The organism is Mycolicibacterium smegmatis (assembly GCF_001457595.1).
Classification (GTDB): domain Bacteria; phylum Actinomycetota; class Actinomycetes; order Mycobacteriales; family Mycobacteriaceae; genus Mycobacterium; species Mycobacterium smegmatis.
The window spans coordinates 3,494,438-3,519,981 of record NZ_LN831039.1; the positions used below are offsets into that span (position 1 = coordinate 3,494,438).

Here is a 25,544-nt window from a genome sequence, read left to right on the forward strand (position 1 = left end):
CCGACAGGCGCCTGTAACGAGCGACCGCTACGTTTGGACCGGAAACGAGTTGAGAGGAGTCGGGCATGAGCACGCAGACACGTGCCACCTACCGCACGATGGCCGAGGGTACCGCTGAGGACTACAGGCTGATCAGTCGTGCCGAAGAGGCGAACAATGCCGGGTTGGTGCCCCGCGTCCTCTCACTGGTGGAAGCCCTTGCCGACGGTGAGCAGGCCTATCCGATCAGTCGACTCGACCACTCACTGCAGTCCGCGACCAGGGCTTTCGACGATGGTCGGCCAGTCGACTACGTGGTGGCGGCGCTTCTGCACGACATCGGTGACACGTACGCGCCCCATGCTCATGGCGCATTCGCCGCAGCAGTCCTCGCCCCGTATGTGCCGGAGCGGTTGGCCTGGATCGTGAAGACCCACCCCGAATTTCAGCAGTACTACTACGCGCCGCACATGGGCGGCAACCGAGACGCTCGGGAACGGTATCGCGGCCACCAGTGGTTCGACGACTGCGTGGAATTCTGCGAGAAGTACGACCAGAACTGTTTCGACTCGCAGTTCGAGCATCGTCCGCTCGATTTCTTCGCACCGATGGTGGAGCAGGTCTTCGCCCGCGAACCGTGGTCGGTGCACTGATCTGAACCCGGCCCCCGCTCGCGGTCCAACTCTCGTGTGCTTCACGCGGGCACCCGCTTGGAGAAGCCCCCGCGCGATCATCGTCCCGATTCCCCTGTCGTTTCCGTGATGCCTCAAGCTAGGCGGCATTCCGGACGCCAAGGAGATCTCCGTGTCAGGGGTACCGTCAATGCCCCTTGTCAGTCGCTGAAGCGACCGCCCCGGGTGCTCGGAGGGCCTGATCGCGGTGGACACTATGGCGTGGCCCTTTCTGCAACAGTGTTCAAAGTCGAACTCGACGTCTCCGACGTCGATCACGGTTACTACGCCGATCACGCACTGACCGTGGCCCGTCATCCCAGTGAGACCGATGAGCGGATGGTGATGCGGTTGTTGGCGTTCGGGTTGCGCGCACACCGACTCAGCGATCTCGACGGTAAATTGGCGTTCGGGCCGGGCCTGTCCACCCCTGGCGTACCGGACGTACGACTTGCGGACTACACGGGCCGCGTCCTGGAGTGGATCGTCGTCGGCCAGCCCGATGATCGGGTCCTGGGCAAGGCGGCCAGCCAGGCCGACCACGTCCTGTTGTTCCCATTCGCCGCCGGCGTGCCCACCTGGTGGCGCACCATGGAAGCCAAGGTGGCGAAGCTGTCGAACCTGTCTGTGGTGCAGATACCGCACGCGCCCGTGCAGCAACTGGCCCAGGCAGTGGATCGACGGATCTCGGCGCAGGTGATGGTGATGGAAGGTCAGGTGACGATGACTGTGGGCGGTATCGACGTCACCTTCACGCCCGAGCGCTTGAAGTAAACGCCGGAGCCCAGGGGGTGCTCCCCCGGGCAGTTTCCTGCCGCATCCGTGCCGCGCTGGCTCCCCGACTGACGCACAGCAGGTCACGCCAGATCCGGCAACGCCAATGTTGTGTCCTGAAACACCTCGCCTCACCGCCGAGATGTCTTGACGCACGAATCGGCGCCTGCGTACAGTCAACTATACCGAGCGTCATACCTAGTCCGAACCAGTCCCCCGGGTATCCGTGTCGAAACCTTCGCCATACCGGAACCGCTCTGGCGCTACACGCCGGCCGAGGGGATCGTTCCACCCGAAACACGCTCGGACACAACCACAATGTGAACATCGAAAGGAAGAACATCATGCCGCTCTATCAGATCGACACAGTGAAAGGGAGGCTGACCCCGTCCGTCAAGGCGGAGATCGCCAACAAGGTCACCGACATACACTGCCAACTCACCGGGGCGCCGGACACCTTCGTCAATGTCGTTTTCCGCGAGTACACCGAGGGCGATTGCTTCGTCGCACGCAAGCCTGAAGGGCGTTCGTTTCTGGGTGGCCAGATCCGGCACGGGCGCTCCGTGGAAACACGCCAGGCGATGCTGAAAGCGTTGCGGGACATGTGGGTGCAGACCACGGGCCAATCCGAGGCCGAGCTCATCGTCGGCATATCCGAAGTGGATCCCCGAATGGTGCTAGAAGCGGGATTCTTCATGCCGGAGCCGGGCCAGGAGAAGGCGTGGTTCGAAGAGCACCATGCCAGACTCGCTGAGTTGGGCGTGCAGGCCGGCTGACCACTGCGGTCCAGAAGCAGGGTTCCCGTGACAGCGCGGACTGCTCCTCTCGAGAGGAGTGGTCCGCGCTGAGTCGCCTATTTCTGCGCGGGACGATGCCACCGCCCCGGTTCGGGGCTCTTACCGTCTGGGCTCAGCGATGTTTGACAGTGACGTCGTCAGCATGGAGATCGCCGTATCGAAGGGACTGATGCTGCGTAGCACTCGGCTCATGATGAGAGCCCCTTCCATGGTTGTCAGGATGTTGATGGCGATGGCGTCGGCGTCGGCGTCGGAATCGGGCACGGCCTTCTCCACGAGGCGTGCGGACAAGACCGCAATCACGTCGCGAAATCCACGTGAGATCACCGCCGTCAGCGGCTTTGACGCCGGTGTGGACTCGACGACGATGGGTGCCACCGCACACCCTTCCCGGTAATCGCTCGCCGCGATCTCGTCCCGGAAATAGGCGAGGAAATCTGCCACGAACTCCCGTGCGGTATCCGTCCTGCCCGCAGTGCGATTGATGTGGGCGATGACGTCCGCGGTGTACCGCAGCACCACTTCGGTGGCCAATTCTTCCTTACCGCCGGGGAAATGGAAGTACAAAGAGCCTCTTGGTGCCTGACTCTCGGCGATCACATCGGACATCGCGGTGCCGGTGTACCCGTGCTCACGGAAGAGTCTGCGCGCAGCGGTGATCATTCGATCCTTGCTGTCGCTCCGTGTTGCCATACCAACCATGGTACATAGCCAGGAACCCCGCCTGACTGGAAAATACCGGAAGTAACTATGGCGTGCAGCATAGTTACTCAGCGTTGCTTCGGTGTACCACACATGAAGACGGACAAGCACATTACGGATGAGCTTGGCAGGCGGCAGATCTCCACCGGCGCCGCAACGCTATGTCGCAACCTTCTCTATCGGTGCGCCGCAGCAAATCTCGGCATGTGAGCAGTGTTCCGCACATGAACACGCCACCTCGTAGACGAGAGTCGTATCACAGTGCGTGCACCGGTAGCGGTCTCCCGCTCGGCGCTGGTCATCGGCCCCGGGTTCCGGCAACCACGCGAGCCTTTGGCTGGGCAACGCCACCGGCATGACCAGCAGCGGTTGGGCACCGCGGAACGGTCTGAGGTAAGGCATCCCCGTGGTGGTGTCGTGTCCGATGCCCTTGGTCAGGTCACCGGCGCTGCCGGGGAACACCATCATCAAGTGCGGTCCCGCGCGGTACCAGTCTTTGCCTTCAGGCGGGACGGATGCCTCGGGATGCTCGAAGTCGGCTCCGGCTTCGCCCAACAGCATGTAGGAGATGCCAATTCGGTCGATGGTCGGCGTTTTGCCTGCGAACCAGTCGCGGAACCACTGCATTGTGGTCTGGTCGCCACACATCGGGGCCGGCCACGGGGTGTCGGGAGGGGTGGGCATGCACGTCCACTCCGGACTCCCTTCCCGCAGGACCGTCATGTCGTAGTCGATCACGGTGGCCGTCGCGGCAATGTGCGGAGGCGCCGCGCGCAGCGCATCGGCGATCTTTTCCTCGACACTCACTGGGTTCTGATGCGGCATTGCGGTTTCCGTTCTTCTCGGTGATTTTCATGTGTTTCTGGACCGAGGTGAACGCCGCGGATCCCCGGAGATCATCATATGTAGTGGGCGGGCGCCCCGATATGTGGTCGAACTGACGATGAGATCTGACGTCGGGGCGCGAGAGCACAGATCAACGACGCTCGGCCCACCGAGGCGGTAGCCGTTCACGATGCCGTGAGCAGCTACCGATCAGCGGATTCGGCGGCGCTGCAAGCCATCCGATTCAGCGGCCGACAAACTGCGCCGGCCGGCGTGTGGCGAAAGACTCCAGGCCGATGCGCGAATCCTCGGTGCCGAAGAGTTTGACGATGGTGGGGACGAGTTCGGCTTCAGCGGCCGCCTCACCGTCCCGCTGGGCCAACCGGGCGCTGCGCAGAGTGGCCTGAACTCCCAGCGGCGCTTGCGCGGCGATCACGTGTGCGAGTTGAACCGCGCGTGCGATGTGCGCACCATCGTCCAAGACCTCTTGGACTACGCCGATGCGCAAGGCCTCCGCGCTGTCGAACTCCTCCGCCGTCAGCATCCAGCGCATCGCGTTCCCCCACCCGGCAACACGTGGGAAGCGCAGCGTGGCGCCCCCGAAGGGGTATATCCCCCTGGCGATCTCGAGTTGTGCGAATGTCGCACTCTTCGAGGCCACGACAATGTCCGAGGCCAGCAACAGTTCGATGCCCAGCGTGAGGCACTTGCCGTGCACCGCCGTGACGAGTGGTTTGGTCAACCGTCGACCATCCACCTGCCAGGGGTTGATTCCCCCTTCGGGGATCTGCAGCGAGCCGTCTTGCAGGCTGGGGGCGACGTCGGGGAGGTCGAGCCCGGAGGTGAAGCCCTTCCCTTCGCCGTAGAGGACCCCCACGCGTAGTTCGTCGTCGCTGTCGAGCTTGCCGAGCACCTCGGCCAACTCGCCGATCATCTCCCTGTTGAAGGCGTTCCGCTTGTCGGGCCTGTTGAGACCGATGACGAGGACAGCACCGTCACGCGTCACGGCCAGGGTTTCGTAGCGGTCGAAGCTCATGTGACGTACCCGCTTTCTGATGACGGGGCAGGAAATCAACAGGCGAACGGTCTCGGCGACGCGTTTCGGCCTTCGGTCGTCAGTGACGCGGTCTAGACTAAATCGTCTAGACCAAACCGTCAACAGTGTGCTGTGGAACGCTCTTTACGCCGGTCGCCCTATACTCGGGAGCCGCATGGGAACGCGTTGAAAGGCGGGATATGGCCGGTTCGCAGAAGCCTGCACTCCCCCACAAGGAGGCTCTGCTACGCAGTGGAACCAAGTTGTTCTACGACAACGGGTTTCACGGCACCACCGTCGACGCAGTGCTCGCCGACGCCGGAGTACCGAAAGGTTCCTTCTATCATCACTTCGGTTCCAAGGACGTGTTCGGCCAAGCCGTGCTCGACCGCTACATGGAGTTTCAACGCAGTCTGTTGGACAAGTGGTCGTCGAAAAAGAACCTTTCGACGCCCGACAGGCTCGCGGGCTACGCGAAGGACATGGCCCACATGTTCGTCAAATCCGGATACCAACGCGGATGCCTGGCAGGTAAATTCTCGACGGAGGTCGCGGCTTCGTCCGAGGTGTTCCGCGAACAACTGAGCTTCCACATCGAAGCGTGGACCACCCAGGTCGCGGCGTTGCTCGCGTCCGGCCAGGAACAGGGTGACGTCCGATCCGACCGATCGGCACAAGAGATCGCCGAGGCGGTGCTGTCGCTCATCCAAGGAACTTTTGTATTGGCGCTTTCTACTCGAGACAAACACACACTCGCGACGCTCGTGACCACTCTGCGACTGCTCGTCGAACCACCGGAGTGATCGGTGATCTCGCAGATGCTCCCGACTGTTGTCACCTATGCGGTGCTGACGGCCAGCCCGGGCCCTGGCAACATGGCGATCGGAGCCGTTGCCGCGCGGCATGGTCGCCGTCCTGGACTCACCTATGCGGCCGGTCTCCTCGCAGGCGGTTTCGTATGGGCAGTCCTGGCCGCCACGGGGGTCTCCACCCTGCTGGTCGCAGCGACGGGGCTGCTCACCGCGTTGAAGATTCTCTGTGCAGCCGTGTTGTTCTGGCTTGCCTGGAAATCGATGCGCACCGCATTCCGTGGCAACCACCTCACCGAGGCGCCGGATAGGGACGATGCACCGAACTGGCTGGTTCTTGCACGGCGCGGATTCCTCATGCAGGTCAGCAACCCCAAGGCAGTCATCACCTGGACTGCCGTGATGGCGGTCGGACTACACGCTGGTTCCAGGCCCGCAGTTCTATTCGTGACCATCGGCATCTGTGAGATCTTGGGTATGACGATCTTTGCCGCCTACGCTCTGATGTTCTCCGTCGGTGTCGTGGCGCGCGGTTACCGACGTGCCTACAGATGGGTCGAAGGCGCACTCGGGATCGTCTTCACCGCGGCCGGCATACGCCTGCTCACGGCGAGCCGGTTGTAGCGGCTCGACGACGCTACCGAAACCCGCTAGCTCGTCGGCGCGATCCGGCAAAGGTCCGTCGATGGCCAAGAACGTGGGATACGTGTCGTTGACGACATCGCCTGCGCGGTTGAAGCTGGATGACATGAAGGCAGTAGCAGTCGTCGGGTTCTCCGGCGTCTAGGCCTTGGACGTCGTCGGCCCCTTCGAAACCTTCACCTGCGCTTCGCGGTTCGTCGACGACGAGACGTGGCAACTCGAAGGTTACGAGGTCATGCTCGCCTCGGTCGACGGTCAACCGGTGCCGGCGAGCACCGGGTTGGGGCTGATGGCGTGCCCACTGCCCGATCCCGAGCAGGTGGACACAGTGGTGATCCCCGGAGGCGCCGGAGTGCGGCAGGCCGCCGCGGATCCGGCCCTGATGGCGTGGTTTCGCGAGGCCGCGGAACACGCACGCCGGATTGTCAGCGTCTGCACAGGGGCGTTCCTCGTCGCGGAGGCCGGTCTGCTCAACGGCTGCCAGGCGACCACCCACTGGGCGTTCGCCGACGAACTGGCGCAACGCTATCCAGAGGTCAGGGTTGATCCGAATCCGATGTTTGTCCGGAGTTCGCGGCAGGTGTGGACCGCCGCCGGGGTGAGCGCAGGCATCGACGTTGCCTTGGCTCTCGTCGAGGACGACCACAGCACCGAAGTTGCGAAAGCGGTTGCTCGCTGGTTGGTTCTGAGTCTTCGCCGACCCGGTGGCCAAGCTCAATTCGCCGCGCCGATCTGGACCCCCGCGCTCGGCGAGACGAGATCCGACTCGTGCAAGAGGTTATCGAGGCGAACCCGGCGGCTCCCCACACCATCGAAACCCTCGCCACGAGTGCGGCCATGATTACCCGTCACTTCACTCGGGTGTTCACCAGTGAGATCGGCGAGGGGCCCGGTGCATACGTCGACCGGGTACGCACACAGGCGGCACGCCGTCAGCTCGAGGAGACCACCGACACGGTCGCAGCCATCGCTGCGCGTTGCGGTTTCGGCACGCCCGAGACCATGCGCAGAAACTTCATCCGGCTCCTCGGCATATCGCCGGACGCGTATCGCAAGGCCTTCACCTGATCGTGTCGCCGTACGCAAACATCCAGAAAGGCACCACCATGGCTGCGCACAACGCGCCCACCCGCATCGCGATGCTGATCTACCCCCGGTTCACCACTTTGGATCTCATCGGCCCGCAACAGGTGCTTTCGGTGCTCCCGAACACCGTCGTCCACCTTGTCGCCAAGACCAGAGACCCCGTGACAACGGACTCGCATGTGACGATCGTGCCGGATCGCGATTTCGCCGACTGCGAGCGGGAGTACGACGTGGTGTTCATCCCCGGCGGGCACGGCACCAGCGTCATGGTTCAAGACGACGAAACACTGGACTTTGTGCGGACGGTCGCCGGCAAGGCCAGATACCTCTCGAGTGTGTGCACCGGATCGCTGATCCTCGCCGCCGCCGGGTTGCTCGAGGGTTACCGCGCAGCCTCGCACTGGGCCTTTCGAGAGTTCCTCTCCGCCTACGGCGCAATTCCCGACGATCGACGCGTCGTGATGGACCGCAACCGCATGACCGGCGGCGGGGTGACGGCTGGCCTCGACTTCGCGCTGCAGCTCGCCGCGGTGCTGACCGATGAAACATTCGCGAGGACACTGCAACTCGTCTTGGAATACGACCCGGCACCACCCTTCGATTGCGGTACGCCGGAGCGTGCCGACCAGGCCACCGTCGACGCCGCCGTGACTCGGCTGGCAGGAGGCGTCAGCGCCATGCGGCGGGTCGCCGCCGAGCACGCAGCGATGCGCTGATCCGCTCTCGCCCCTCGACACCAGAGATGGAGAAGTTGTGTCCCACAAGAGACTCGCCGGGAAGACCGCTCTCATCACCGGCGGAACCAGCGGCATCGGTTTGGCCACCGCACGGCTTTTCGCCGCGGAAGGCGCCAAGGTGGCCGTCATCGGCCGGGACGCCGATCGGGTGCAGGCCACGCAGGATGAACTGGGCGACGGATCGCTGGCTCTGCGGGCCGACACGACCTCACCCGACGACATGACGGCCGTGGCGGGGCGTATCCAGGATGCGTTCGGCGGGCTCGACGTGTTCTTCGCCAACGCCGGGATCGCATATCCCACACCGTTGTTGGAAACCGACGAGCAACGCTACGACGAAATCATGGACATCAACATCAAGGGGGTGTTCTTCTCGATGCAGGCAGTCGCCCCGATCCTCCGCGATGGTGCCTCGGTCATCCTGAACACCTCGTTCCTCAATCAGGTCGGCAGGCCGGGCCTGTCGCTGTTGTCGGCATCCAAGGCCGCTGTGCGCTCGTTCGCCCGCACGTGGTCGGCCGAGCTTCTCGACCGCGGGATCCGGGTCAACGCCATATCGCCCGGCGCAATCGACACCCCGCTGCAGCGCCGGGGCCGCACGCCCGAAGAAGCGCAGGCGGTCCTGGCCGCTCTCGTGGCCCGCACGCCCGCAGGTCGCGCGGGTGCTGCCGACGACATCGCGCAGGCGGCCTTGTACCTGGCGGGAGATGAGTCGACCTTCATACTCGGTGCCGAACTCGTGGTTGACGGCGGCATCTCGCAGTTGTGACCGAATTGCCCTCTGGCGACGGGCACCTGAAGGGAAGTTCAGGCGGACGTTGATGTCCCGGTTTTCGGGACGGCGGGGTTACGTGGGTCACATCTCAGACCGCAACATGGCCTACGTCGCCGCCCGGCATTCCGCTCGTTCGGGTCCGTCCGCAAAGGAACTCGATGCTTCTTCACACGGCCCGCTCCACACGAGACGCGGCGAGTGAAACCCGGTCCTATCCAGCCGTGATCGCCCTGTGCATGGTGATCACGGTCATCGAGGGATTCAACCTGATCGTGTACGGGTCGGTGGTGCCGATGCTGCTGGCGGACGCGTCCCTCGGGGTCACCGATGAGCAAACTGGCCTCATCGGAGGGCTGGTGTATATCGGCGCCATCATCGGGTCGGTGGCCGCGCCCACGCTGGCGGATCGAATCGGCCGTAAGCGAGTACTTGTTGTGGCGATCTCCGTGTTCGCCGCAGGCGCGATCCTCACGGGGTGCTCGGTCAGCGCCCTCATGCTGGCTCTCGCGCGCACAGTCACAGGTCTGGGAATCGGTGCGTCGCTGACGACGGCGATGACCGTCGCGAGGAACAGCGCGGCAGCCGCCCGCGCGTCGCTCGCGATGACCGTCACGATGGCCGGCATTCCGCTCGGCGGGGTGATGGCGGCACTGCTGGCTGTTCCGATCCTGCCCGCGTTCGGATGGCGTCCCATGTTCTTCGTCGGAGCCGGTACCGGACTGATCATCTTGGTGACCGTCGTATTCATGGCGATCCCGACCGACACCCCGCAGGAACTGGCCGGCCGGTTGTGCTCGACCCGCGAGAAACTCGCGATCCTGTTCACCGGTCGAGGGCTTGTCGTGACGGCAATCGTGGCGGGCTGCGCGATCGCGAACATGGTGTCCTGGCAGGGCCTCAACGTGTGGGCGGCGCAAGCCATGGTGGATCTGGGCTTCACGCTGCGAACGGCGCTGCTGATGACCTTCGTGCTGACCGCCTCCGCGGTCGCAGGATCGTTCCTCACCGCCTGGGCAGCTGATCGCCGAGGGCCGGCGGTTGTCGGGATAGCCACTGCGGGAAGCACATTCGTAGGTCTGGCCGGGCTGCTCACGCTCCCGGCGTCGCTGGTCACGGTCGTCGGATGCGTGGCACTGATGGGAATCGGCGGCCACTCCACGATGAATCTCATCCACGCGACCACCGCGGATATCTACCCGTTGCCGGCCCGTGCATCGGCACTGGGTTGGTCCAACGGCACATCGTTTGTCGGTTCTTTCACCGGGCCGGTGGTGGGTGGCACCGCCATCGCCACTGGCGGTGCGCATGGCCTGTTCGAGGTCTTCGGCGCGGCGGCCGCGGTGTGCTTCCTGTCGGTGAGTGCGCTGTACGTGGCGGACCGCCGAGGACGCCGATAACCCACGGCAGGGACGGATCAATCGGCGAACTCGGAGACCGTCGCGATCGCTTTCCGCTGACGCCCACGACTTTCCCGTCACGCCCTGCGCCGTAGGCTCACGGCATGCACATCGTGACGGTGGCCAGCGCCGCGACCACGGCGACGCTGACGATGGGTCTGGCGGCATATGCAGCATTGATCCTCATCAGCATCGCCGTGGCGATCGGTGCCGCCCGCCGGCACCAGCGAGGCCGGGCGATCGCCGCCGCGGTGACAGTTGGACTGCTCACCTTGGGCGGGCTGGTCATTGCGATTCTCAGCAGCATCGCGTGAACCCTTGCACCGGCAGGAGGGGCGCTTCCTCAGATCGCGGTGGCACCGCCGTCGACGTTCACCAGTTGGCCGTTGACAAAGCTTGAGTCGTCGCAGGCGAGGAAGAGCGCGGCGCTCGCGACCTCCCTCGGTTGGCCGAGCTCGCCTCGCGGGATCATTCCCTCCATCTGGCCCTTCAACGCAGGAACGTCCAGCAGGGCCTGGATGAACGCGGTCTCGACCGGTCCCGGGTTCAGGACGTTGACACGGATCCGTCGGTCCTGGAGTTCGGCGAGCCAGACGCGGGCGAACGCGTGCAGCGCGGCCTTGCTCCCCGCGTAGACGCTCCATCCGGGCCAGCCTTTGATCGACGCGTTCGAGGCGGTCATGATGATCGAACCGCCGTCGTTGAAGAGCGGCAACGCCTTCTGCACCGCGAAAAGCGTCCCGCGGGTGTTGACCCGGAAGGTCTCGTCGAACAGTTCCTCGGTGATCGCACCGAGTGGGGCGGTCGGTCCTATCCCAGCATTCGTGTACAACACGTCGACGCTTCCTTTTTCGCGTTCGACGGTCTCGAACAGCCGGTCCAGATCCTCGAGGTCGGCGGCATCGCCCTGCACGCCCGTCACGTTGCGGCCGATCGCCGCGACAGCCTGATCCAGCGCCTCTTGGCGCCGACCGGTGATGAAGACATATGCTCCCTCTTCGACGAACAGCTTCGCGCCGGCCAATGCCATACCGCTTGTCGCACCGGTGATCACCGCCACCTTGCCGTCCAGCTTGCCCATGTTCCCCACTCTCGAATCGATCAGAGCCGCATGCCCTCTGATGGGGACAACGTCGCCGTGGCACTGGGCGTTCGAATCCCGTCTCCTGCGGCGGATCGAGATTCGCTCCGCCGCAGGTGGACTTGATCGTTAGGTGACCGGCGACTCGTCGTCGGCTGAGCTACCGAGTATCGCGTCGAGCAGCCCCGGAAACGCCTCGTCGAGTTCGGCGCGACGCAAGGTCAGGATCCGCTTGCGCCCGTCGGGCTCATTACGGATGATGCCGGCCTCGCGCAGCACCTTCATGAGGTGTGACTTGGTCGATTTCGGCAAATCGGGGTTGACTGTGCTGCATTCGGCCATCGCGAGGGGGCCATTGGCCAGCTCACGCACAATCGCGAGGCGCGCCGGATCGCTCAGTGCGAACAGGACATCGGTCAGCTTCACGTCGGCGATGTCCGGGTGCGCCAGCTGTGTGACGGCTCTCATGGTTCGATATTAGTTGAACCTTCGCGGGTTGACGGCTACGTTCTTAGAGTTCCACTTTTTTCGAACTGTTCTTTTCGTGGACTCGAGTCGCGAGGTTGCCATGTCCGTTGCCACCGCCGTCACGCCGGTCGTCCGGAGGACCCGAACACCGGCTTTCTGCCTGACCGTTGCAGCGAGTCTCGCCATGACAGTCGGTGCCAGCGCCCCCTCGCCGTTCTACCCCGTCCTGCAACAGCATCTCGGGTACTCAGCGGCGACAAGTACCACGATCTTCGCTGTCTACGCCGGCGCCCTGTTGGTCACGCTGCTGGTCGTCGGGTCGCTGTCCGACCACATCGGTCGGCGCCCGGTCATCTCGTTCGGCTTTGTGGTGCTTGCCGCCAGCATGGTGACGTTCTGGCACGCCGATTCCGTCACGGCGCTGATCGTCGCTCGCATCGTCCAGGGAACCGCCACCGGCTTCTTGATGTCGACCTTGTCAGCCGCGGTCGTGGATCTCGAGCCGAGCAACCGACCGGGGCTGGCGGCCACTCTCAACAGCGTCTTCCCGCTGGGCGGGCTCGCCCTCGGTGCCCCGATCTCGGGCGTCCTGCTCGACCACTCAACGTCGGCACCGGCCATGGTCTTCGGCGGGCTCGCGTCCCTGTACGTGGCGATAGCGGCGGCCGCGTGCCTACTGCCGGAGACGTCCCCTCGACACGAAGGTCTCCTGCGCTCCTTTGTTCCTCGTGTGGGCGTGCCCGCGGCCGCGCGCCCACCGTTCTGGCGCGGCGCACCCGGACTGGTCGCCGGATGGGCCACCACCGGGCTGTACCTGTCCTTGGGCGCACCGCTCGTCGCTCAGGAACTGGGTGGCACCGACCACGCCGAGCAGGGACTCGTCGTCGCGGCACTCGCCGGCGTGGGTTCCGTGACGAGCTACGTCTGCCGCGGCAAGTCCTCACGCGCCTTGACGACGTACGGCACCACAGCGCTCGCTGCCGGGACCGCCTTCAGCCTCGTCGGGCTTGCAGTCGGCTCATTGTGGGTCTTCATCGCTGCGGCGGTCCTGGCCGGAGCAGGGGTGGGCGCTTCGTTCCTCGGAATCCTGCGCTCGATCACGCCGCTGGCCGCACCGCACGAGCGTGGCGAGTTGTTCGCGGCAGTGTTCGTCGTCAGCTACCTGGCGTTCGGTGGTCCCGCCGTCCTCGCCGGCGTCGCCGTACCGCATATCGGCCTTGCCCAGACCACCTACCTGTACGGCGGGCTGGTTGTCGTCCTGTCGGTGGGGGCCTGCCTCCTCCGCGCGCTGGCCACAGAGCAACAAAGTGCACCGGACACAATCGTCCGAACGAATGAAGCAACGTAACAGGACGTCAGCCGGGTGTCGGAACCTCTTTCTTCCCTTCGGAGCACTTCTGAGCAGCCCAGCGGGCACGACTCTCCCGCAGGGTCCGCTGGGCGGACTCCAGGGTGACGTCGCGTGGATCGATCCCCTCGCGCTCGAATCCCCTCGCCGCGATCGGCAGGTACAACAATCTCAACGGGACGAAACGCTCGACGACCGCAGACAACCGGCGATACATGTGCATGAAGCGACGGGACATGTCCTCGTCCTCGGGAGTCCACTCCAGGCCGAACAAGTCCTTCACATGGGCCGGGTAACAATTGACGACGATCTGCCGACGCGCCGCCAGCCACGGCCAGACATACTTCTTCATGACCGGTGGCCACCAGCGCGGGGCCACGCGACGCTCCATGAATTGCTCCAACATGAGCTCCGTTACCTGCGATCTCACCAATTTGTTTCGCTCGATGTTTTCCAGGTACCGCTCAAAATCGTCGTACGTGCCCGGCTGAGCGCTGTCGTCCACACCCAACAGGCTGTACCACTCCTTGGACTCCTCGAAGATCTGCTCTTTCATCGCTCTGGGCATGGATCCGTCGAAGTGCAGCTGCTCGACGACCCGTATCAGCAGGTAATAAAAGAAGGTGACATGCGCGAAATAGAAGGTTTCCGCGTTGAGCGCGTTGAACGTGCCGTCCTTCAATTTTCCTTTGACCGGCTTGTGCATGTTCCTGATCTTCAGCCCGTATTTCTTCGCATCTTCGGGGGCGTCGTAAACCGTGCTGTAGATGTACTCGTGTGATCGCCGTGTTCGCTCTTTGTATATCTTGGCGCGGGCCCGCAGCGAGTTGTCACCTGTGAAAAGAACAGAACCCGCGGTCGCCTGCGCCATCTGCGGCCAAGCGCCGGCAATGGGACCCATGGCGGCATTTCCGAAGAATGAGACATCAAGTCGTCCCCAATATTTCCAAATCAGGGAACCGGGCGGAATGGGGTGTTGAGAAAGATTGTTCCGCGCAAGACTGTGGTCGCCAGTGAGTTCAGGGACCTTCACTTCATCCGGGATCACCGTGTCTGGATCGAACGTTGTCTGCATGATTTTCTTGAAAGCCTTGATCCCCCGCGCCGCCATCACGAACTCCTTGCGTTGCCGATACCGTATGTACTCAACGTCAGTTCTCGGCCGTTCACATACCCGGTATCGGGCAACTGAGCGACTGTTCTCCTACGGTAGCCAGCGCTTTGCCTGACTGTGTGTGATTCGGCGCCCGAAATGCACGCCCTCTCTTTTGCGCGGTGCCGGCGGATCGCCACGGCGAAGTGTTCCTATCCTGCAGGCGACACGTTTCGCCCCTTGCCTCGCACCGGATCGCCATGGCGCACAATGGGCCACGCATCCAACGCCGAACGGAGGAACGGTGCCGGAAATCAGCCCTGTGGCCGAATTCGACTACGTCATCGTCGGTGCCGGTAGCGCCGGTTGCCTACTGGCCAACCGGCTCAGCGCCAACCCAGATCATCGTGTGCTCCTGATCGAGGCCGGCGGCAAAGACAACTGGTTCTGGATCAAGGTGCCGGTGGGCTACCTGTTCACCATCGCCAACCCCCGCACCGACTGGTGTTTCAACACCGAACCCGACCCGGGTCTGGCCGGCCGCAGCATCATCTACGCGCGTGGTCGGGTGATCGGCGGGTGCTCCTCGATCAACGCCATGATCCACATGCGCGGGCAGGCCAGCGACTACGAACTGTGGGCTCGGGCCACCGGTGACGACCGATGGCTCTGGGGTGGCCCCGACCGACCCGGCCAAACACTGGCGATCTACAAGGAGTTGGAGAACTACTTCGGGGGTGCCGACGAGTGGCACGGCGCCGATGGCGAGATCCGGGTCGAGCGGCCGCGTGTGCGGTGGAAGATCCTCGACGCCTGGCAGGCCGCCGCTGCCCAGTTCGGCATCACCCCGATCGAAGAGTTCAATCGCGGCGACAACTCCGGGAGCGCGTATTTCCACGTCAACCAACGGCGTGGTCGGCGCTGGTCGATGGCCGATGCGTTCCTGCACCCTGTCACGCACCGTCGCAATCTCACCGTCTATACGCAAACCCGTGCTCTGCGGCTGCTGATGGACGATCAGGTGAGCGAGGAGCAACGTCGGGGTGCCTGGACGACGGCGCAGCATCGAGTGACAGGGGTGCGGCTGCTCAAAGACGGACAGATTGTCGACGTCCGAGCCCGGCGTGAAGTGATCCTGAGTGCCGGCGCCATCGGTTCGCCCCATCTGATGCAGGTCTCGGGTCTGGGTCCGGCCGGGTTACTCGCGGAGCACCAGGTGCCTGTGGCCGTGGACCTGCCCGGTGTCGGTGAGAATCTTCAGGACCATCTGCAGCTTCGGACGGTCTTCCGCGTCCGCGGTGCGCGTACCGTCAACACGCTCTACCGCAACTGGATCACGCGCGCGGGCATGGGAATTCAGTATCTGCTGTTGCGCTCGGGGCCCATGACCATGCCGCCGTCCACGCTCGGAGCCTTCGCCAAGAGCGACCCCACTCTGGCCAGCCCTGACCTGGAGTGGCACGTGCAGCCATTGTCCCTGCCGAAGTTCGGCGAACCCCTGCACCCCTTCGCGGCCATCACTCCCTCGGTGTGCAATCTGCGCCCAACTTCCCGCGGCCACGTGCGCATGGCCACCGCGGATCCGCTGGCCGACCCGAAGATCCTCTGCAACTACCTGTCCACGGACGACGATCGCGAAAAGGCGGTGCGAGGCCTGCGAATGACGCGGCAGATCATGTCCGCCCCGGCACTGGCCCGATATTCTCCGGAGGAGATGCTTCCCGGCCCGCAGCTGGCGAGTGACGACGATCTGCAACAGGCGGCGCGCGAATTGGGTACGACGATCTTCCATCCGGTCGGCACGTGTGCAATGGGTGCGTTCGACACACATGGTCTGCCTACCTCGGCCACCACAGTTCTCGATACCGATCTGCGCGTCTTCCGGGTCGCCGGTCTGAGGGTGGCCGATGCCTCCGCGATGCCGAACATCACTTCCGGCAACACAAATGCGCCGGTGATGCTCATCGCAGAACGCGCCGCGCGCGCGATCCTGGGATGACTCGATAATCTTCGTGTATGGCCGACCGCACGCAGTTGGGTGCCGCGACCATCTCACGGGTGGTCGAATGGCGTCTTGATCTACCGCTCACCATGTTTCCCCGCACCCCGCACGACGTGTGGCAGGAACTCGCGTCCGAACTGAGCCCCACGTTCTGGAACTCCGACAAGTGGCACGCCCTGGTGCAGACGTGGGTCGTCGAGGTCGACGGACTCACGGTGCTGGTCGACACCGGCGTCGGCAACGGTCGCGACCGCCCGGCCATGCCATTCCTGGCTGGTCTCGACACCGATTTCCTCGAGGCGCTCGAAGCCGCGGGCGTCTCCCCCGCCTCGGTGGACATCGTCGTCAACACCCACGTCCACACCGACCACGTCGGGTGGAACACCAGACGCGAGAACGATCGATGGGTGCCGACCTTCCCGAACGCCCGCTATCTCGTGCCGGAAGCCGACTACCGCTACTACCACCCGGAAAATGCCGACGCCCGGGGCCCCGGCCGGGACGAGGAACATCAGGCGCGACTCGATGCGAGCCGAATCCTGTTCTCCGACAGTATTCTTCCTGTTGACGAGGCGGGTCAGATCCAACTGTGGTGCGATGACTACCAGATCAGCGAGTCGCTGAGGTTGCGGCCCGCTCCGGGCCACACACCCGGCTCATCGGTGCTGTGGCTGGATGCGGGCCGACCGGCGGTGTTCGTCGGGGACCTCACCCACAGCCCCATGCAGATCCACCACCCCACGGATTCATGTGTGCTCGACGAGGACTTCGACCAAGCCGCAGTGACGCGTCGACGCGTGCTGACCGAGGCGTCCAGGCGGCGTGCCGCCGTCATTCCCGCGCACTATCCGGGGCACGGCGGGGCGACCGTGGTGGCACGCGGCGACGCGTTCATGATCGACGGTTGGCTGAACGTCGACGCGTTGTGAAGCTGAACCCCGAAGCCCAGCGCAGTCGGCAGCTCACGACGCGCACCTTTCAGGCGCGTGGAGCGGCAAGCGATTTTCCGTCATCGAATCCGCTCCGACCCCTGGCGGCCGCGTGGGCAGGGTACGCCGTGATTTGCGCCTACGGCCCTCGTACCGCGTCAGAGCGTGGCGGCGGTGGCCTGGTTGTACAGGTCCGCGGCCGCGCCCATCGCGGCCCGGACGGTGTTGTAGTAGTGCGTACCGACGCCACCACTGCGGTATTTGCGCAGCTGCGGGTTCTGGGCGAGCGTCGCCGCGAGAACGTTGTCGCTGGTGCCGTACTTCCTGAACGCATCATTGAATCGGACAATGAACCGGGCGATTGCCTTGTTGGGGTCCTGGCGCTCTTCGACCGTGCCGAAGCTGGCTTTTTCCTGGAACAGGCCGATGACCTCGTCAGCCCTGGTACCGCGGCTCCCATAGGCCTGCACACCACCGGAGACCGCAGGACGAAAACCGGACTCGATCTTTGCGGTGGCGATGATCGTCTTGATCTGGTCTTCATTCAGCCCGGCCGCCTGTCCCTGGGCCACGATTGCCCTGACGACCGCCTGCGCGTCGGAGTCCTTGGTCACGGCGGCCACCGGCGCGGGTGCAGCCACCGGCGCGGGGGCGGGTGCGACGACCGGCGCCACCGCGGCTTCCAGCGCAGGCTGTTGCTCAACTGCGACGGCGGCCTCGCGGTTCGTGGGCGTCGACAGCAGACCCGCCCCACCGATGCCCGTCATCACGAGCACGCCGGCGAGGATCTTCTTCACAGGTTTCTGCGCGCCGGATGTGGCAGGCATTCGGTGTTTCGGCATAGTTCTGCTCTCTTCTGGGGTGTGAACTTGTGGATCCGTGTGCCGGACCTCGTACTCCCCCTCGAAACCCCGCCGCCCGGGAGCTGAGCAGCGTGGCGTGACCGCGCACGGGTCGCGATCCGGTGACTTGTCACCGAAATGGTCGGTGCACGCCAGCAAAATTTGCTGAGCGCGTTGCAGTCGCAGCGACGCACGAACTGGCCGACCTAGGACACACCACACCCGTGGTGCGGATATTCCCGATTTGCCATGTTGTGATCGGCGTCACCCAAACTGGTGCTACTGCACTGTCGCCGTTAGCCGTGAACTGTATTAAAACAATCGCGATCTCGCAAAATCGCACAGGAACCTCACAAGTTTCCTCAGGCGTTCCGCGCATTGTCCAAATGGGACACCATGTTTGCTGAAAGTGCGACTAGAGGTGGCTGTGCGGGGTCGATCCCGGTGGTAACACAGCCAGGTGGCGTTCGAACGAATCGGTATAGCTTCACATCGAATTCTCATACCCTGCAATAGGTTTACCGGAGTCGGCATTGAAACCTGGTGGGAAACAAGACAGTTGATTGCGAGCCATCCATTCCGGTCAGCATCGATCCACGGTGGACCCAACCGGCCCCCCACTGACGCGCCACCGGTGATCGGACCGGCGCAGAACCCGGCCTGCGCGGACGCGCCGGGCACCGGTGGAGTCGCACGCGGGGCACCCGGATTCCTCCGTAGCGCGTCTGCGTAGAGTCGGCCCGTGACCGACGCAGCAACACCTGAGAATCCCTTCGATCTGACCGGCCACGTCGCGGTTGTCACCGGCGGCGGTTCCGGCATAGGCCTGGGTATGGCCGAGGGGCTGGCCCGCGCCGGCGCTGCTGTGGCCATCCTCGGACGCACCGCCTCCCGCCTGGAGACCGCTGCGGAGCACCTACGACGGCACGCCCGGCCCGTTCTTCCGCTGGTGTGCGACGTCGCCGACGAGCAGGCGACCACGGCTGCCATGGCGCGTGTTCGTGGCGAATTCGGTTTTCTGGACTCGTGTTTCGCCAACGCCGGGGTGCGTGGTGAGTTCACTCCGGTTCTGGAGACGTCGCTGGAGATGTTCCGGGAAGTCACGCGCGTCGACCTGGACGGCGTGTTCGTCACGCTTCGTGAAGCGGCGCGCCAGATGATCGAGGCGGGTCGCGGTGGCAGCCTGGTGGCGGTGTCCAGCCTGGGCGCGTTCCAGGGCATGCCGCGCCAACCCGCTTACGCGGCGTCGAAGGCCGGCGTCGCGTCACTGATCGACAGCATGGCCGTCGAGTTGGCCCGTCACGGAATCCGCGCCAACACGGTGGCGCCCGGATGGTTCGACACCGAGATGACCGCGGACGGTTTGGCCGACGAACGCTTCCGCGAGCGTGTGTTGCCGCGTGTCCCGGTGCGGCGGTGGGGTGCCGCGGACGACATCGGCGGAGTGGCGGTCTATCTGGCTGGTTCGGCCAGCCGGTACCACACCGGCGACGTGCTGCGTATCGACGGCGGCTACCTCAAGTTCTAGCCGGCGGGTCGGTCGTCGGTGTCCTCGAGCATGAGGGGCGGTTGCGGGCCCACCGCGTAGACGTGGTCAGGTGTCGCGATGGTGGTCACCACATCCGCGATCTGCCCCGCCGAATGCGGTTCGGGCACATCGGAGTTGACGAACACGACCAATGTGGCGTCGCGCTGCGGGAGGTAGACCGCGACCGTGGCGTAACCCGGGATGTCGCCGTTGTGCCCGCGCCAGCCCTGGACGTCGAAGATCGTGAATGCGTAGTCGACCCCGGGGACCACCTCGGAACCGTTGCTGATCCGCTCGGCCTGTGTGTCCGGCTGCAGCAGCGCACCGCTGCCCAACACCTTGGTCCACGTTCGCATGTCGTGGACATTCGACACGATCTTCCCGGCTGCGTCCGCCCACGAGGGGTTCCACAGCGTGGTGTCCACGATCGCGTCGTTCGGCGCCTTGTTGTACCCGTGCGCATATGGCCCGGGTAACCAGCCATTGCCCGGATAGCTGGTCTGGCTCAACCCCACCGGGCCGAAGATGTTGTCCTGCAGATACTGTCCCAGCGGCACTCCGGCCACCTTCTCCACCACCATGCCGAGCAGCACGGTGTTGGTGTTGGAGTACTCGTACCGGCTGCCCGGTGTGAACTTCAGCGGTTGCGCGAACGCCGACTCGACCAGTTCGCGGGGAGTCACGGCGAAAGCATCTGGCCCCGTGGGTGATTCGCGGTAGAGCCGTTCGATGAAGTCACCCGTCTCGGTGTAGTCAATGAGCCCGCTGCGCATCCGGCCGAGTAGATCGAGCGTGATCACCTCACCGGACGGAACACCTTCGACATACCGGGAAATTGGGTCGCTCAAGCGGATTCGCCCCTGCTCGACGAGCTGTAGGATCGCGGTTCCGGTGAATGTCTTCGTGACACTGCCGATGCGGTGGTGGTTGTCCACCAGCATGGGGACCCCTGTGGCTGTGTCACCCACACCGAACGTCTTCACGTAGTCGATCTCACCGGGGATCGACAGGCTCACGATCGCACCTGGCGCACCCATCTGCGCCAGCCGCGCTTCTATCGCGCGATCCAGCCTCGCGGCCAACTCGAGCGGTTGCGCTGTGACCGGCGGCGGCACAACCAGTGCCAGAATCGCCAGGAGGATCGTCGCCGATGTCCGTGCGGCTCGCATGGTGCAACCTCCACGTCGACAGCGCGCTGTGGCCAGGGGGACGCGCATTCGCGCAGAGCATATCCCCGATCCACGCCCCGGTGTCGGTTGCCGGAGTTTTGCCCGCCCATCGGTCGATGCATTCGATACGGACGTGCGGTAGAACTGCGATGAGGACGTCACCAACGAGAGGATCGCCATGGTCGCCGTGCCCGAGGGTTACGAATCTCTGCTCGAACGGCCCCTGTACGGGCATCTCGCCACTGTCCGTCCTGATGGCACTCCTCAGGTGAACGCGATGTGGTTCGCCTGGGACGGTGAGGTGCTGCGGTTCACCCACACCACCAAGCGGCAGAAGTACCGCAACATCAAGGCGAATCCGGCGGTCGCGATGTCCGTCATCGATCCCGACAACCCCTACCGCTACCTCGAGGTGCGCGGCCTGGTCGAGGACATCGTGCCCGACCCCACCGGCGCGTTCTACCTCAAGCTGAACGACCGTTACGACGGCCCGTTGACCGAGCCACCCGCCGACAAGGCCGATCGCGTGATCATCGTGGTGAGGCCGACCGCGTTCAGCAAGCAGTAGCCGATACTCACCGCCAGCGGTCGGCACACTCCAACAGTTCGGCCTCCACTTCTGCGACCGGACGGTAAAAGTCGCCTTCGGCGGCCGGTGGTTCGCTGTGGACGACGAATCCTTCGACGTCCATGGCCATGAACCCGCCGAGGATCGTGAAGAACGGTCCGACGGCGAGGTCGGTGCGAGGATCCTGCCCCGTGGGTGTCGCGCGGGCCGAGACAACGGCCACCCGCTTTCCGCGCAGCGGGCACACTCCCTCGGCGGCCGGCGATGTCAGTCCGATCACGTGCACGTAGTCCAGCCACGCCTTGATCGTCGAGGGCATCGACGAGTTGTACATCGGTGCGCCGATGACAACTGCGTCGGCTTCGCTCAATTCGGTCACCAGGGCGGACTGCAGCGCCTCGGCAGAAGCCGAAGGAGCCTGCGCATCCTGTGGGCGGGTGTCGGCGGTGAAGTGCAATGCGTTGGTCGGGAGGTGCGGCAACTGCTCGACGTGCAGATCGCGCCGGCGAATCTCCCGGTCGGGCGCACCGGCCGCCCACCGCTGAGCGAACTTCTCGGTCAGGTATCGGGACACCGAAGACGACAGGTTCGCTGAAGAGTCAAGCTGCAGGATGTAAGGCACCACGTGATCCTACGGGGTCGGTGACGGCGCAATATGTTCGAGTGCACTGCGTATGCCTTGACAGTTATATTCCGATGGCGGAATATAACTGAGTGCGCACCGATCCGTTCGCTGTGCTCGCCGAGCCGGCTCGTCGAGACATCCTCGACCAGCTGCGCCTCGGCGAGTCGAGCGTCACGGAGCTCGTCGAACACCTCCGACTGTCGCAACCGAGCGTCTCCAAGCATCTGAAGGTGCTGCGTGAGGCCGGCTTCGTCAGTACAACGGTTGCGGCCCAACGGCGCATATACCGGCTCGAACCGTCCCAGCTGAAAGCCGTCGACGAGTGGCTGGAGGGTTACCGGGCGATGTGGACGCGCAATCTGGACGCGATCGAAGAGCACCCTGAGGGGCCACGGCCTCGAAGGTGATGTCCGCGGGGTCGAGATCGACCCCCGCGTGGGCGGTCGGTTCTTCTTCTCGGACGTGCGCGGTGGTCAGGAAGCGGAACACTGGGGAACATATCGGGCACTGAAGCGACCGACTCTCATCGAGATCACGCCGGAAACACAGGGCTGTTCGGTCGTCCTCACCCACAAGATGGACGAGGCTTGTGCCGAGTACCGCGAACAGACCCAAGCGGGATGGCGCACGATGCTGACCGCGATCGGCCAGATGCGACGGCAAGTCGCTGACAGCCGGTCAGTTGTCTTCGTCGTCGTTGCGGTGTGCTGCCTCGATCACCTCAGGTGGCACCGGCCGCTGCAGCCAGGCCCGCATCCGCAACAACCCGCCGGCGATCGTCCCGATCGCGAGTATCGCGATGACGATCCAGAACGCAGTGGACATACGGCGATTGTCTCCCGTGCGACAGGAAAAGCGCAGGCAATAGCGCAAGGGCGTAGCCAACCACTTGTGCGGCGCGTGGATGGCCTACCGGGCCGGCCCCGCATCGAGGTTGGCGCGCGCCCATTCCTCGGCGGTCGTCGTGGCGATGCCGCGGGCCTCGTTGAACGTGCCCGATTTCGGCCATGCGACGCCTTTGCCCTGCGCAAACGCCGCGCGGTACTTGGCCAGACCGTCGTCAGGACGACCAGCTAGCTCCTCCAGCAGGTACGCGACGGTCCATTCGTTGCGGGTCACGGGCACTCCCCTGACCTTCTCGACGATGTCGGCGAGTTCGCGGTAGGAAATCGTATCTCCTGCGACATAGACGACCTGGTTTGCGATACGCGGGCGGGTCTGGATGATTTCAGCGGTCAGGACACCGATGTCCTCCGGGGTGGTGACGGTGACCTCGGTGTCCCAACTGCCGAGCGCGTTCACGGTGTTGGCGGCGAGGTCGACAACCCCGAAGTCGGGCTCGAACAGGAAGCTGGTGAACATCCCCGTCGACACGATCACCCATTCGGTGTCGTCCTGGGCGCGGAGCATGTCCCTGACGTCGAGTTGCTCGTCGAACAGATCCTGCGGGCTGCCATGACCGATCGCGTCATAGTCGACACCGAACTGCCACGGAAAATACCGGGAAACACGCGCCGCCAGCGCTGCCTCGGTGATCTTCCGCTGAGTACCGGGCCCGGCCGCAAAACCGATGCAGCTCACCACTGTGTCGTACCTGCTGAAGACAGCCGACAACTCCGACACCGTTGCCGTTGCCACGTCCGCCTGTTCTACCTTCGCGCCCAGCGCGGCCAGTTCGTCTCGCAGCCGGGCGTGCCGGGGAGTGCCGGACGGCCTCAGCAGTACTGTCACCTCGGGGGCATCGTCGCGCCGAATCAGCGCAGCGACAACACTGCCGCCGAGCTCGCCGGCGCCGATGACAAGAATTTCTTCATGGTCTGATGAGTGTGATGCGGTCATACCTGTTCTCTCGGTTGGTGTTCTGGGCTCAGCGCCGAGCCATGTTCCCGGAAGATGCACCAGCGGTTACCATGTCGGCGAAGAGCCAGGGATGATCGGGTGGGAACGACTTCCACGTCGCCGTTGTCGAACTCGAACCGACTGCGAAAACACACGTCCGCAACGGCAAGGTCACCCGATACGGCCACGTGCGGGCCATCGATGATGGTGTTGTCCAGCGCCACAAGCTTTGTCAACGTACGGTCCCAGATGGCCGCATACGATGCAGCCGAGCGGCAGAGCGCGCGATCGGGATCGGCGTTGTCGTGGAGTAGGACGTCAGCGCTGTCCCAATCATAGAAGGAGTCGAGCAGGCGACGGAAGTTGAACGTCTCACCACGTTCCAGGTGCCAGCCGTCGGTGACCCACTGAGAGACGAAGGCACGAAGTCCAGCGAGGGTTTCCGTTGCGGCATCGTTGGGTTGTTCAGCCGAGGTCGTCATCCGATCACCTCCTGCGATCGAACACTGTTGCGGTGAGCCAGCACCCAGACGGACAGACCTGTGAGAACGCATCCTGCCATCATGTAGAGAGCCACACTCGGCCAGCCGAAACTCGACAGCAGCGCGGTGGCCGTCATCGGTGCGAATGCACCTCCGATCACCGCGCCGCTCTGAATACCCAGCGAGACACCCGAGTACCGGACTTCGGTGGAGAAGGTCTCGGCGAAGAATGCCGGCTGTACTCCGTACATCAGGCTGTGGAGCACGCCCAGTCCGACCACCATCGCCACGGTGATGAACCAGAACTGCCCGGTCTGGACGAGCATCCAGAAGGGAAGGGCGAACACCGCCAGCCCGAACGCTCCACACAGGTACACCCGGGACCGCCCGATCCGGTCCGACACCGCACCGGCCAGTGGCAGCGCCAGCACCTGCCCGGTGGATCCGATGAGAACAGCGGCCAGCATGGTGCTCTGTGACAGGCCGAGAGTGCTGGTCCCGTAGGAGATCACGAATGTGATGAACAAGTAGTAGGTCAGATTGATTCCGATGTAGCTTCCGGCGGTCAGTGCCACCTCGGCCGGGTAGGTGCGAAGCACCGTCCAGACGGGTGAGCGCGTCTTTGTGACCACGACGGGCGCAGACTGTCGGAGTTCTTGCAGTCGCCGGAAGGACGGGGTGTCCTCGAGTTTGACGTGAACGTACAGGGCCAGACCGACCAGGATGAGACTCATCAGGAACGGGAGGCGCCAGGCCCATTCAATGAGTGCCTCGGCGGAAACGCAGGCTGTCAACAGCAGGAAGATCACGTTGGCCAGCAGCACGCCGCCGGGGGCGCCCAGTGATGAGAAGCTGCCGTAGAACCCCCGTCGGCGGGGTGGTGCGGCTTCGACGGCCAGCAGCACCACTCCCCCCATCTGCCCGCCGATGGCGATGCCCTGCACGAACCTCAGCACGGTGAGTGCTACGGGTGCGAGAACGCCCACGGAGGCGTAGGTCGGCAGGACACCGATGGCGGTTGAGGCGATGCCCATGGCGATCAGGGCGATCACCAGTGTCTTCTTCCTGCCGATGAGGTCACCGAAGTGTCCGAACACCACGCCTCCCAGAGGTCGGGCCAAGAACCCGATCCCAAAGGTGCCGAACGACAGCAGAACTCCTGTGACAGAGCTCATCTCGGGGAAGAAGACGGCCGGGAAGACCAGCGCGGCCGCCAAACCGTAGATGAAGAAGTCGTAATACTCGATGCTCGCGGCGGTGGCCGCGATCGCGGCCACCCGGGTGACGTCGCGGTCGAGCACGTCGATCTCGTCGAGGTGCTGTTTCGGTGAAGTCACGAC

Annotated in this window: 28 protein-coding genes and 1 pseudogene; 16 read left to right on the forward strand and 13 right to left on the reverse strand. The window is 64.2% G+C overall.

Annotation, left to right across the window (positions count from 1 at the left end):
- The first annotated feature begins 65 nt into the window (after window positions 1-65).
- The 3 genes from AT701_RS16790 (at window position 66) to AT701_RS16800 (ending at window position 2,200) form a co-directional block, all read left to right on the forward strand.
- Window positions 66-632, forward strand: coding sequence for an HD domain-containing protein (locus AT701_RS16790; RefSeq protein WP_011729004.1), 567 nt, complete (start codon window positions 66-68; stop codon window positions 630-632).
- A 240-nt stretch (window positions 633-872) separates the two neighbouring features.
- A complete protein-coding gene (locus AT701_RS16795) occupies window positions 873-1,424 on the forward strand; it encodes a YaeQ family protein (protein WP_058126241.1) in 552 nt (183 codons plus the stop codon).
- A gap of 344 nt (window positions 1,425-1,768) precedes the next feature.
- Window positions 1,769-2,200, forward strand: a complete 432-nt coding sequence (locus tag AT701_RS16800; RefSeq protein ID WP_014877672.1) for a tautomerase family protein — start codon at window positions 1,769-1,771, stop codon at window positions 2,198-2,200.
- A 120-nt stretch (window positions 2,201-2,320) separates the two neighbouring features.
- On the opposite strand, the gene AT701_RS16805 is transcribed toward AT701_RS16800, so the two are convergent.
- The 3 genes from AT701_RS16805 to AT701_RS16815 all read right to left on the reverse strand — a co-directional run bounded on the left by AT701_RS16805 (window position 2,321) and on the right by AT701_RS16815 (window position 4,784).
- Window positions 2,321-2,884, reverse strand: a complete 564-nt coding sequence (locus tag AT701_RS16805) for a TetR/AcrR family transcriptional regulator (protein WP_223495609.1) — start codon at window positions 2,882-2,884, stop codon at window positions 2,321-2,323.
- Window positions 2,885-3,082: 198 nt separating this feature from the next.
- Window positions 3,083-3,730 (reverse strand): hypothetical protein, encoded by a 648-nt coding sequence (locus tag AT701_RS16810; RefSeq protein ID WP_223495612.1) that lies wholly within the window; start codon window positions 3,728-3,730, stop codon window positions 3,083-3,085.
- Between the two features lie 262 nt (window positions 3,731-3,992).
- Window positions 3,993-4,784, reverse strand: a complete 792-nt coding sequence (locus tag AT701_RS16815; RefSeq protein WP_058126244.1) for a crotonase/enoyl-CoA hydratase family protein — start codon at window positions 4,782-4,784, stop codon at window positions 3,993-3,995.
- Between the two features lie 200 nt (window positions 4,785-4,984).
- Here AT701_RS16815 and AT701_RS16820 point away from each other — a divergent pair, with 200 nt between their 5' ends.
- From AT701_RS16820 to AT701_RS16855, 7 genes and pseudogenes are all read left to right on the forward strand, one after another.
- Window positions 4,985-5,587 (forward strand): TetR/AcrR family transcriptional regulator, encoded by a 603-nt coding sequence (locus AT701_RS16820; RefSeq protein ID WP_011729010.1) that lies wholly within the window; start codon window positions 4,985-4,987, stop codon window positions 5,585-5,587.
- 3 nt (window positions 5,588-5,590) lie between these two features.
- Window positions 5,591-6,217: a LysE family translocator gene (locus tag AT701_RS16825; protein WP_058126245.1), complete on the forward strand. Its 627-nt coding sequence runs from the start codon at window positions 5,591-5,593 to the stop codon at window positions 6,215-6,217.
- Between the two features lie 166 nt (window positions 6,218-6,383).
- Window positions 6,384-7,303: pseudogene (locus AT701_RS16830) on the forward strand (GlxA family transcriptional regulator).
- A gap of 38 nt (window positions 7,304-7,341) precedes the next feature.
- Window positions 7,342-8,037 carry a DJ-1/PfpI family protein gene (locus AT701_RS16835; protein ID WP_058127648.1) on the forward strand — a complete coding sequence of 232 codons (696 nt, stop codon included), beginning with the start codon at window positions 7,342-7,344 and terminating at the stop codon, window positions 8,035-8,037.
- A gap of 37 nt (window positions 8,038-8,074) precedes the next feature.
- The gene (locus AT701_RS16840; RefSeq protein WP_003894813.1) at window positions 8,075-8,827 is read left to right on the forward strand and encodes an SDR family oxidoreductase; all 753 of its coding nucleotides are present in this window, start codon (window positions 8,075-8,077) and stop codon (window positions 8,825-8,827) included.
- Between the two features lie 227 nt (window positions 8,828-9,054).
- Complete coding sequence (locus AT701_RS16850) at window positions 9,055-10,230, forward strand: MFS transporter (RefSeq protein WP_223495614.1); 1,176 nt, start codon at window positions 9,055-9,057, stop codon at window positions 10,228-10,230.
- Between the two features lie 104 nt (window positions 10,231-10,334).
- Entirely contained in the window at window positions 10,335-10,544 is a 210-nt protein-coding gene (locus AT701_RS16855; RefSeq protein WP_003894816.1) for a hypothetical protein, read from the forward strand.
- A gap of 29 nt (window positions 10,545-10,573) precedes the next feature.
- Here AT701_RS16855 and AT701_RS16860 read toward each other — a convergent pair whose 3' ends face one another.
- Window positions 10,574-11,311: an SDR family NAD(P)-dependent oxidoreductase gene (locus AT701_RS16860; RefSeq protein ID WP_058126246.1), complete on the reverse strand. Its 738-nt coding sequence runs from the start codon at window positions 11,309-11,311 to the stop codon at window positions 10,574-10,576.
- Window positions 11,312-11,440: 129 nt separating this feature from the next.
- Window positions 11,441-11,779 carry an ArsR/SmtB family transcription factor gene (locus tag AT701_RS16865; protein WP_003894818.1) on the reverse strand — a complete coding sequence of 113 codons (339 nt, stop codon included), beginning with the start codon at window positions 11,777-11,779 and terminating at the stop codon, window positions 11,441-11,443.
- Window positions 11,780-11,963: 184 nt separating this feature from the next.
- On the opposite strand from AT701_RS16865, the gene AT701_RS16870 reads away from it, so the two are divergent.
- The gene (locus AT701_RS16870; protein ID WP_223495616.1) at window positions 11,964-13,127 is read left to right on the forward strand and encodes an MFS transporter; all 1,164 of its coding nucleotides are present in this window, start codon (window positions 11,964-11,966) and stop codon (window positions 13,125-13,127) included.
- Between the two features lie 7 nt (window positions 13,128-13,134).
- Here AT701_RS16870 and AT701_RS16875 read toward each other — a convergent pair whose 3' ends face one another.
- Window positions 13,135-14,238 carry an oxygenase MpaB family protein gene (locus AT701_RS16875; protein ID WP_003894820.1) on the reverse strand — a complete coding sequence of 368 codons (1,104 nt, stop codon included), beginning with the start codon at window positions 14,236-14,238 and terminating at the stop codon, window positions 13,135-13,137.
- Between the two features lie 304 nt (window positions 14,239-14,542).
- Here AT701_RS16875 and AT701_RS16880 point away from each other — a divergent pair, with 304 nt between their 5' ends.
- Together AT701_RS16880 and AT701_RS16885 are read left to right on the forward strand one after the other, a co-directional pair.
- Window positions 14,543-16,219: a GMC family oxidoreductase gene (locus AT701_RS16880; RefSeq protein WP_081319495.1), complete on the forward strand. Its 1,677-nt coding sequence runs from the start codon at window positions 14,543-14,545 to the stop codon at window positions 16,217-16,219.
- A 17-nt stretch (window positions 16,220-16,236) separates the two neighbouring features.
- Complete coding sequence (locus tag AT701_RS16885; RefSeq protein WP_058126249.1) at window positions 16,237-17,151, forward strand: MBL fold metallo-hydrolase; 915 nt, start codon at window positions 16,237-16,239, stop codon at window positions 17,149-17,151.
- A gap of 158 nt (window positions 17,152-17,309) precedes the next feature.
- Here AT701_RS16885 and AT701_RS16890 read toward each other — a convergent pair whose 3' ends face one another.
- Window positions 17,310-17,948 (reverse strand): hypothetical protein, encoded by a 639-nt coding sequence (locus AT701_RS16890; protein ID WP_223495618.1) that lies wholly within the window; start codon window positions 17,946-17,948, stop codon window positions 17,310-17,312.
- 787 nt (window positions 17,949-18,735) lie between these two features.
- Between AT701_RS16890 and AT701_RS16895 the strand changes: the two genes are divergently transcribed.
- Window positions 18,736-19,521 carry an SDR family NAD(P)-dependent oxidoreductase gene (locus AT701_RS16895; protein ID WP_058126250.1) on the forward strand — a complete coding sequence of 262 codons (786 nt, stop codon included), beginning with the start codon at window positions 18,736-18,738 and terminating at the stop codon, window positions 19,519-19,521.
- On the opposite strand, the gene AT701_RS16900 is transcribed toward AT701_RS16895, so the two are convergent.
- The gene (locus AT701_RS16900; RefSeq protein WP_058126251.1) at window positions 19,518-20,690 is read right to left on the reverse strand and encodes a serine hydrolase domain-containing protein; all 1,173 of its coding nucleotides are present in this window, start codon (window positions 20,688-20,690) and stop codon (window positions 19,518-19,520) included. The genes AT701_RS16895 and AT701_RS16900 overlap by 4 nt on opposite strands.
- Before the next feature lie 178 nt (window positions 20,691-20,868).
- On the opposite strand from AT701_RS16900, the gene AT701_RS16905 reads away from it, so the two are divergent.
- The gene (locus AT701_RS16905) at window positions 20,869-21,258 is read left to right on the forward strand and encodes a PPOX class F420-dependent oxidoreductase (protein ID WP_011729021.1); all 390 of its coding nucleotides are present in this window, start codon (window positions 20,869-20,871) and stop codon (window positions 21,256-21,258) included.
- Window positions 21,259-21,265: 7 nt separating this feature from the next.
- Here the strand turns inward: AT701_RS16905 and AT701_RS16910 are convergent, their stop codons facing one another.
- Window positions 21,266-21,880: an NAD(P)H-dependent oxidoreductase gene (locus tag AT701_RS16910; RefSeq protein ID WP_223495621.1), complete on the reverse strand. Its 615-nt coding sequence runs from the start codon at window positions 21,878-21,880 to the stop codon at window positions 21,266-21,268.
- 92 nt (window positions 21,881-21,972) lie between these two features.
- On the opposite strand from AT701_RS16910, the gene AT701_RS16915 reads away from it, so the two are divergent.
- Window positions 21,973-22,290 carry an ArsR/SmtB family transcription factor gene (locus AT701_RS16915; protein WP_058126253.1) on the forward strand — a complete coding sequence of 106 codons (318 nt, stop codon included), beginning with the start codon at window positions 21,973-21,975 and terminating at the stop codon, window positions 22,288-22,290.
- Window positions 22,291-22,561: 271 nt separating this feature from the next.
- Here AT701_RS16915 and AT701_RS35260 read toward each other — a convergent pair whose 3' ends face one another.
- From AT701_RS35260 to AT701_RS16935, 4 genes are all read right to left on the reverse strand, one after another.
- Complete coding sequence (locus tag AT701_RS35260) at window positions 22,562-22,708, reverse strand: hypothetical protein (protein WP_058126254.1); 147 nt, start codon at window positions 22,706-22,708, stop codon at window positions 22,562-22,564.
- An 84-nt stretch (window positions 22,709-22,792) separates the two neighbouring features.
- On the reverse strand, window positions 22,793-23,722 hold the full coding sequence (locus AT701_RS16925) for an aromatic alcohol reductase (RefSeq protein ID WP_011729024.1): 930 nt from the start codon (window positions 23,720-23,722) through the stop codon (window positions 22,793-22,795).
- The gene (locus tag AT701_RS16930) at window positions 23,719-24,204 is read right to left on the reverse strand and encodes a nuclear transport factor 2 family protein (protein ID WP_058126255.1); all 486 of its coding nucleotides are present in this window, start codon (window positions 24,202-24,204) and stop codon (window positions 23,719-23,721) included. Before AT701_RS16930 ends, AT701_RS16925 begins: the two co-directional genes overlap by 4 nt.
- Complete coding sequence (locus AT701_RS16935; protein WP_058126256.1) at window positions 24,201-25,541, reverse strand: MFS transporter; 1,341 nt, start codon at window positions 25,539-25,541, stop codon at window positions 24,201-24,203. The genes AT701_RS16930 and AT701_RS16935 overlap by 4 nt, the downstream gene beginning before the upstream one ends.
- Window positions 25,542-25,544: the final 3 nt, after the last annotated feature.

Excerpts from the sequence above, each read along its gene's own strand:
- AT701_RS16800 (WP_014877672.1), top strand. The coding sequence starts at position 1,769 with ATGCCGCTCTATCAGATCGACACAGTGAAAGGGAGGCTGACCCCGTCC.
- AT701_RS16930 (WP_058126255.1), bottom strand. The coding sequence starts at position 24,204 with ATGACGACCTCGGCTGAACAACCCAACGATGCCGCAACGGAAACCCTC.
- AT701_RS16875 (WP_003894820.1), bottom strand. The coding sequence starts at position 14,238 with ATGGCGGCGCGGGGGATCAAGGCTTTCAAGAAAATCATGCAGACAACG.
- AT701_RS16855 (WP_003894816.1), top strand. The coding sequence starts at position 10,335 with ATGCACATCGTGACGGTGGCCAGCGCCGCGACCACGGCGACGCTGACG.
- AT701_RS16885 (WP_058126249.1), top strand. The coding sequence starts at position 16,237 with ATGGCCGACCGCACGCAGTTGGGTGCCGCGACCATCTCACGGGTGGTC.
- AT701_RS16815 (WP_058126244.1), bottom strand. The coding sequence starts at position 4,784 with ATGAGCTTCGACCGCTACGAAACCCTGGCCGTGACGCGTGACGGTGCT.
- AT701_RS16860 (WP_058126246.1), bottom strand. The coding sequence starts at position 11,311 with ATGGGCAAGCTGGACGGCAAGGTGGCGGTGATCACCGGTGCGACAAGC.
- AT701_RS16790 (WP_011729004.1), top strand. The coding sequence starts at position 66 with ATGAGCACGCAGACACGTGCCACCTACCGCACGATGGCCGAGGGTACC.
- AT701_RS16900 (WP_058126251.1), bottom strand. The coding sequence starts at position 20,690 with ATGCGAGCCGCACGGACATCGGCGACGATCCTCCTGGCGATTCTGGCA.
- AT701_RS16805 (WP_223495609.1), bottom strand. The coding sequence starts at position 2,884 with ATGATCACCGCTGCGCGCAGACTCTTCCGTGAGCACGGGTACACCGGC.
- AT701_RS16925 (WP_011729024.1), bottom strand. The coding sequence starts at position 23,722 with ATGACCGCATCACACTCATCAGACCATGAAGAAATTCTTGTCATCGGC.
- AT701_RS16835 (WP_058127648.1), top strand. The coding sequence starts at position 7,342 with ATGGCTGCGCACAACGCGCCCACCCGCATCGCGATGCTGATCTACCCC.
- AT701_RS16870 (WP_223495616.1), top strand. The coding sequence starts at position 11,964 with ATGACAGTCGGTGCCAGCGCCCCCTCGCCGTTCTACCCCGTCCTGCAA.
- AT701_RS35260 (WP_058126254.1), bottom strand. The coding sequence starts at position 22,708 with ATGTCCACTGCGTTCTGGATCGTCATCGCGATACTCGCGATCGGGACG.
- AT701_RS16820 (WP_011729010.1), top strand. The coding sequence starts at position 4,985 with ATGGCCGGTTCGCAGAAGCCTGCACTCCCCCACAAGGAGGCTCTGCTA.
- AT701_RS16865 (WP_003894818.1), bottom strand. The coding sequence starts at position 11,779 with ATGAGAGCCGTCACACAGCTGGCGCACCCGGACATCGCCGACGTGAAG.
- AT701_RS16905 (WP_011729021.1), top strand. The coding sequence starts at position 20,869 with ATGGTCGCCGTGCCCGAGGGTTACGAATCTCTGCTCGAACGGCCCCTG.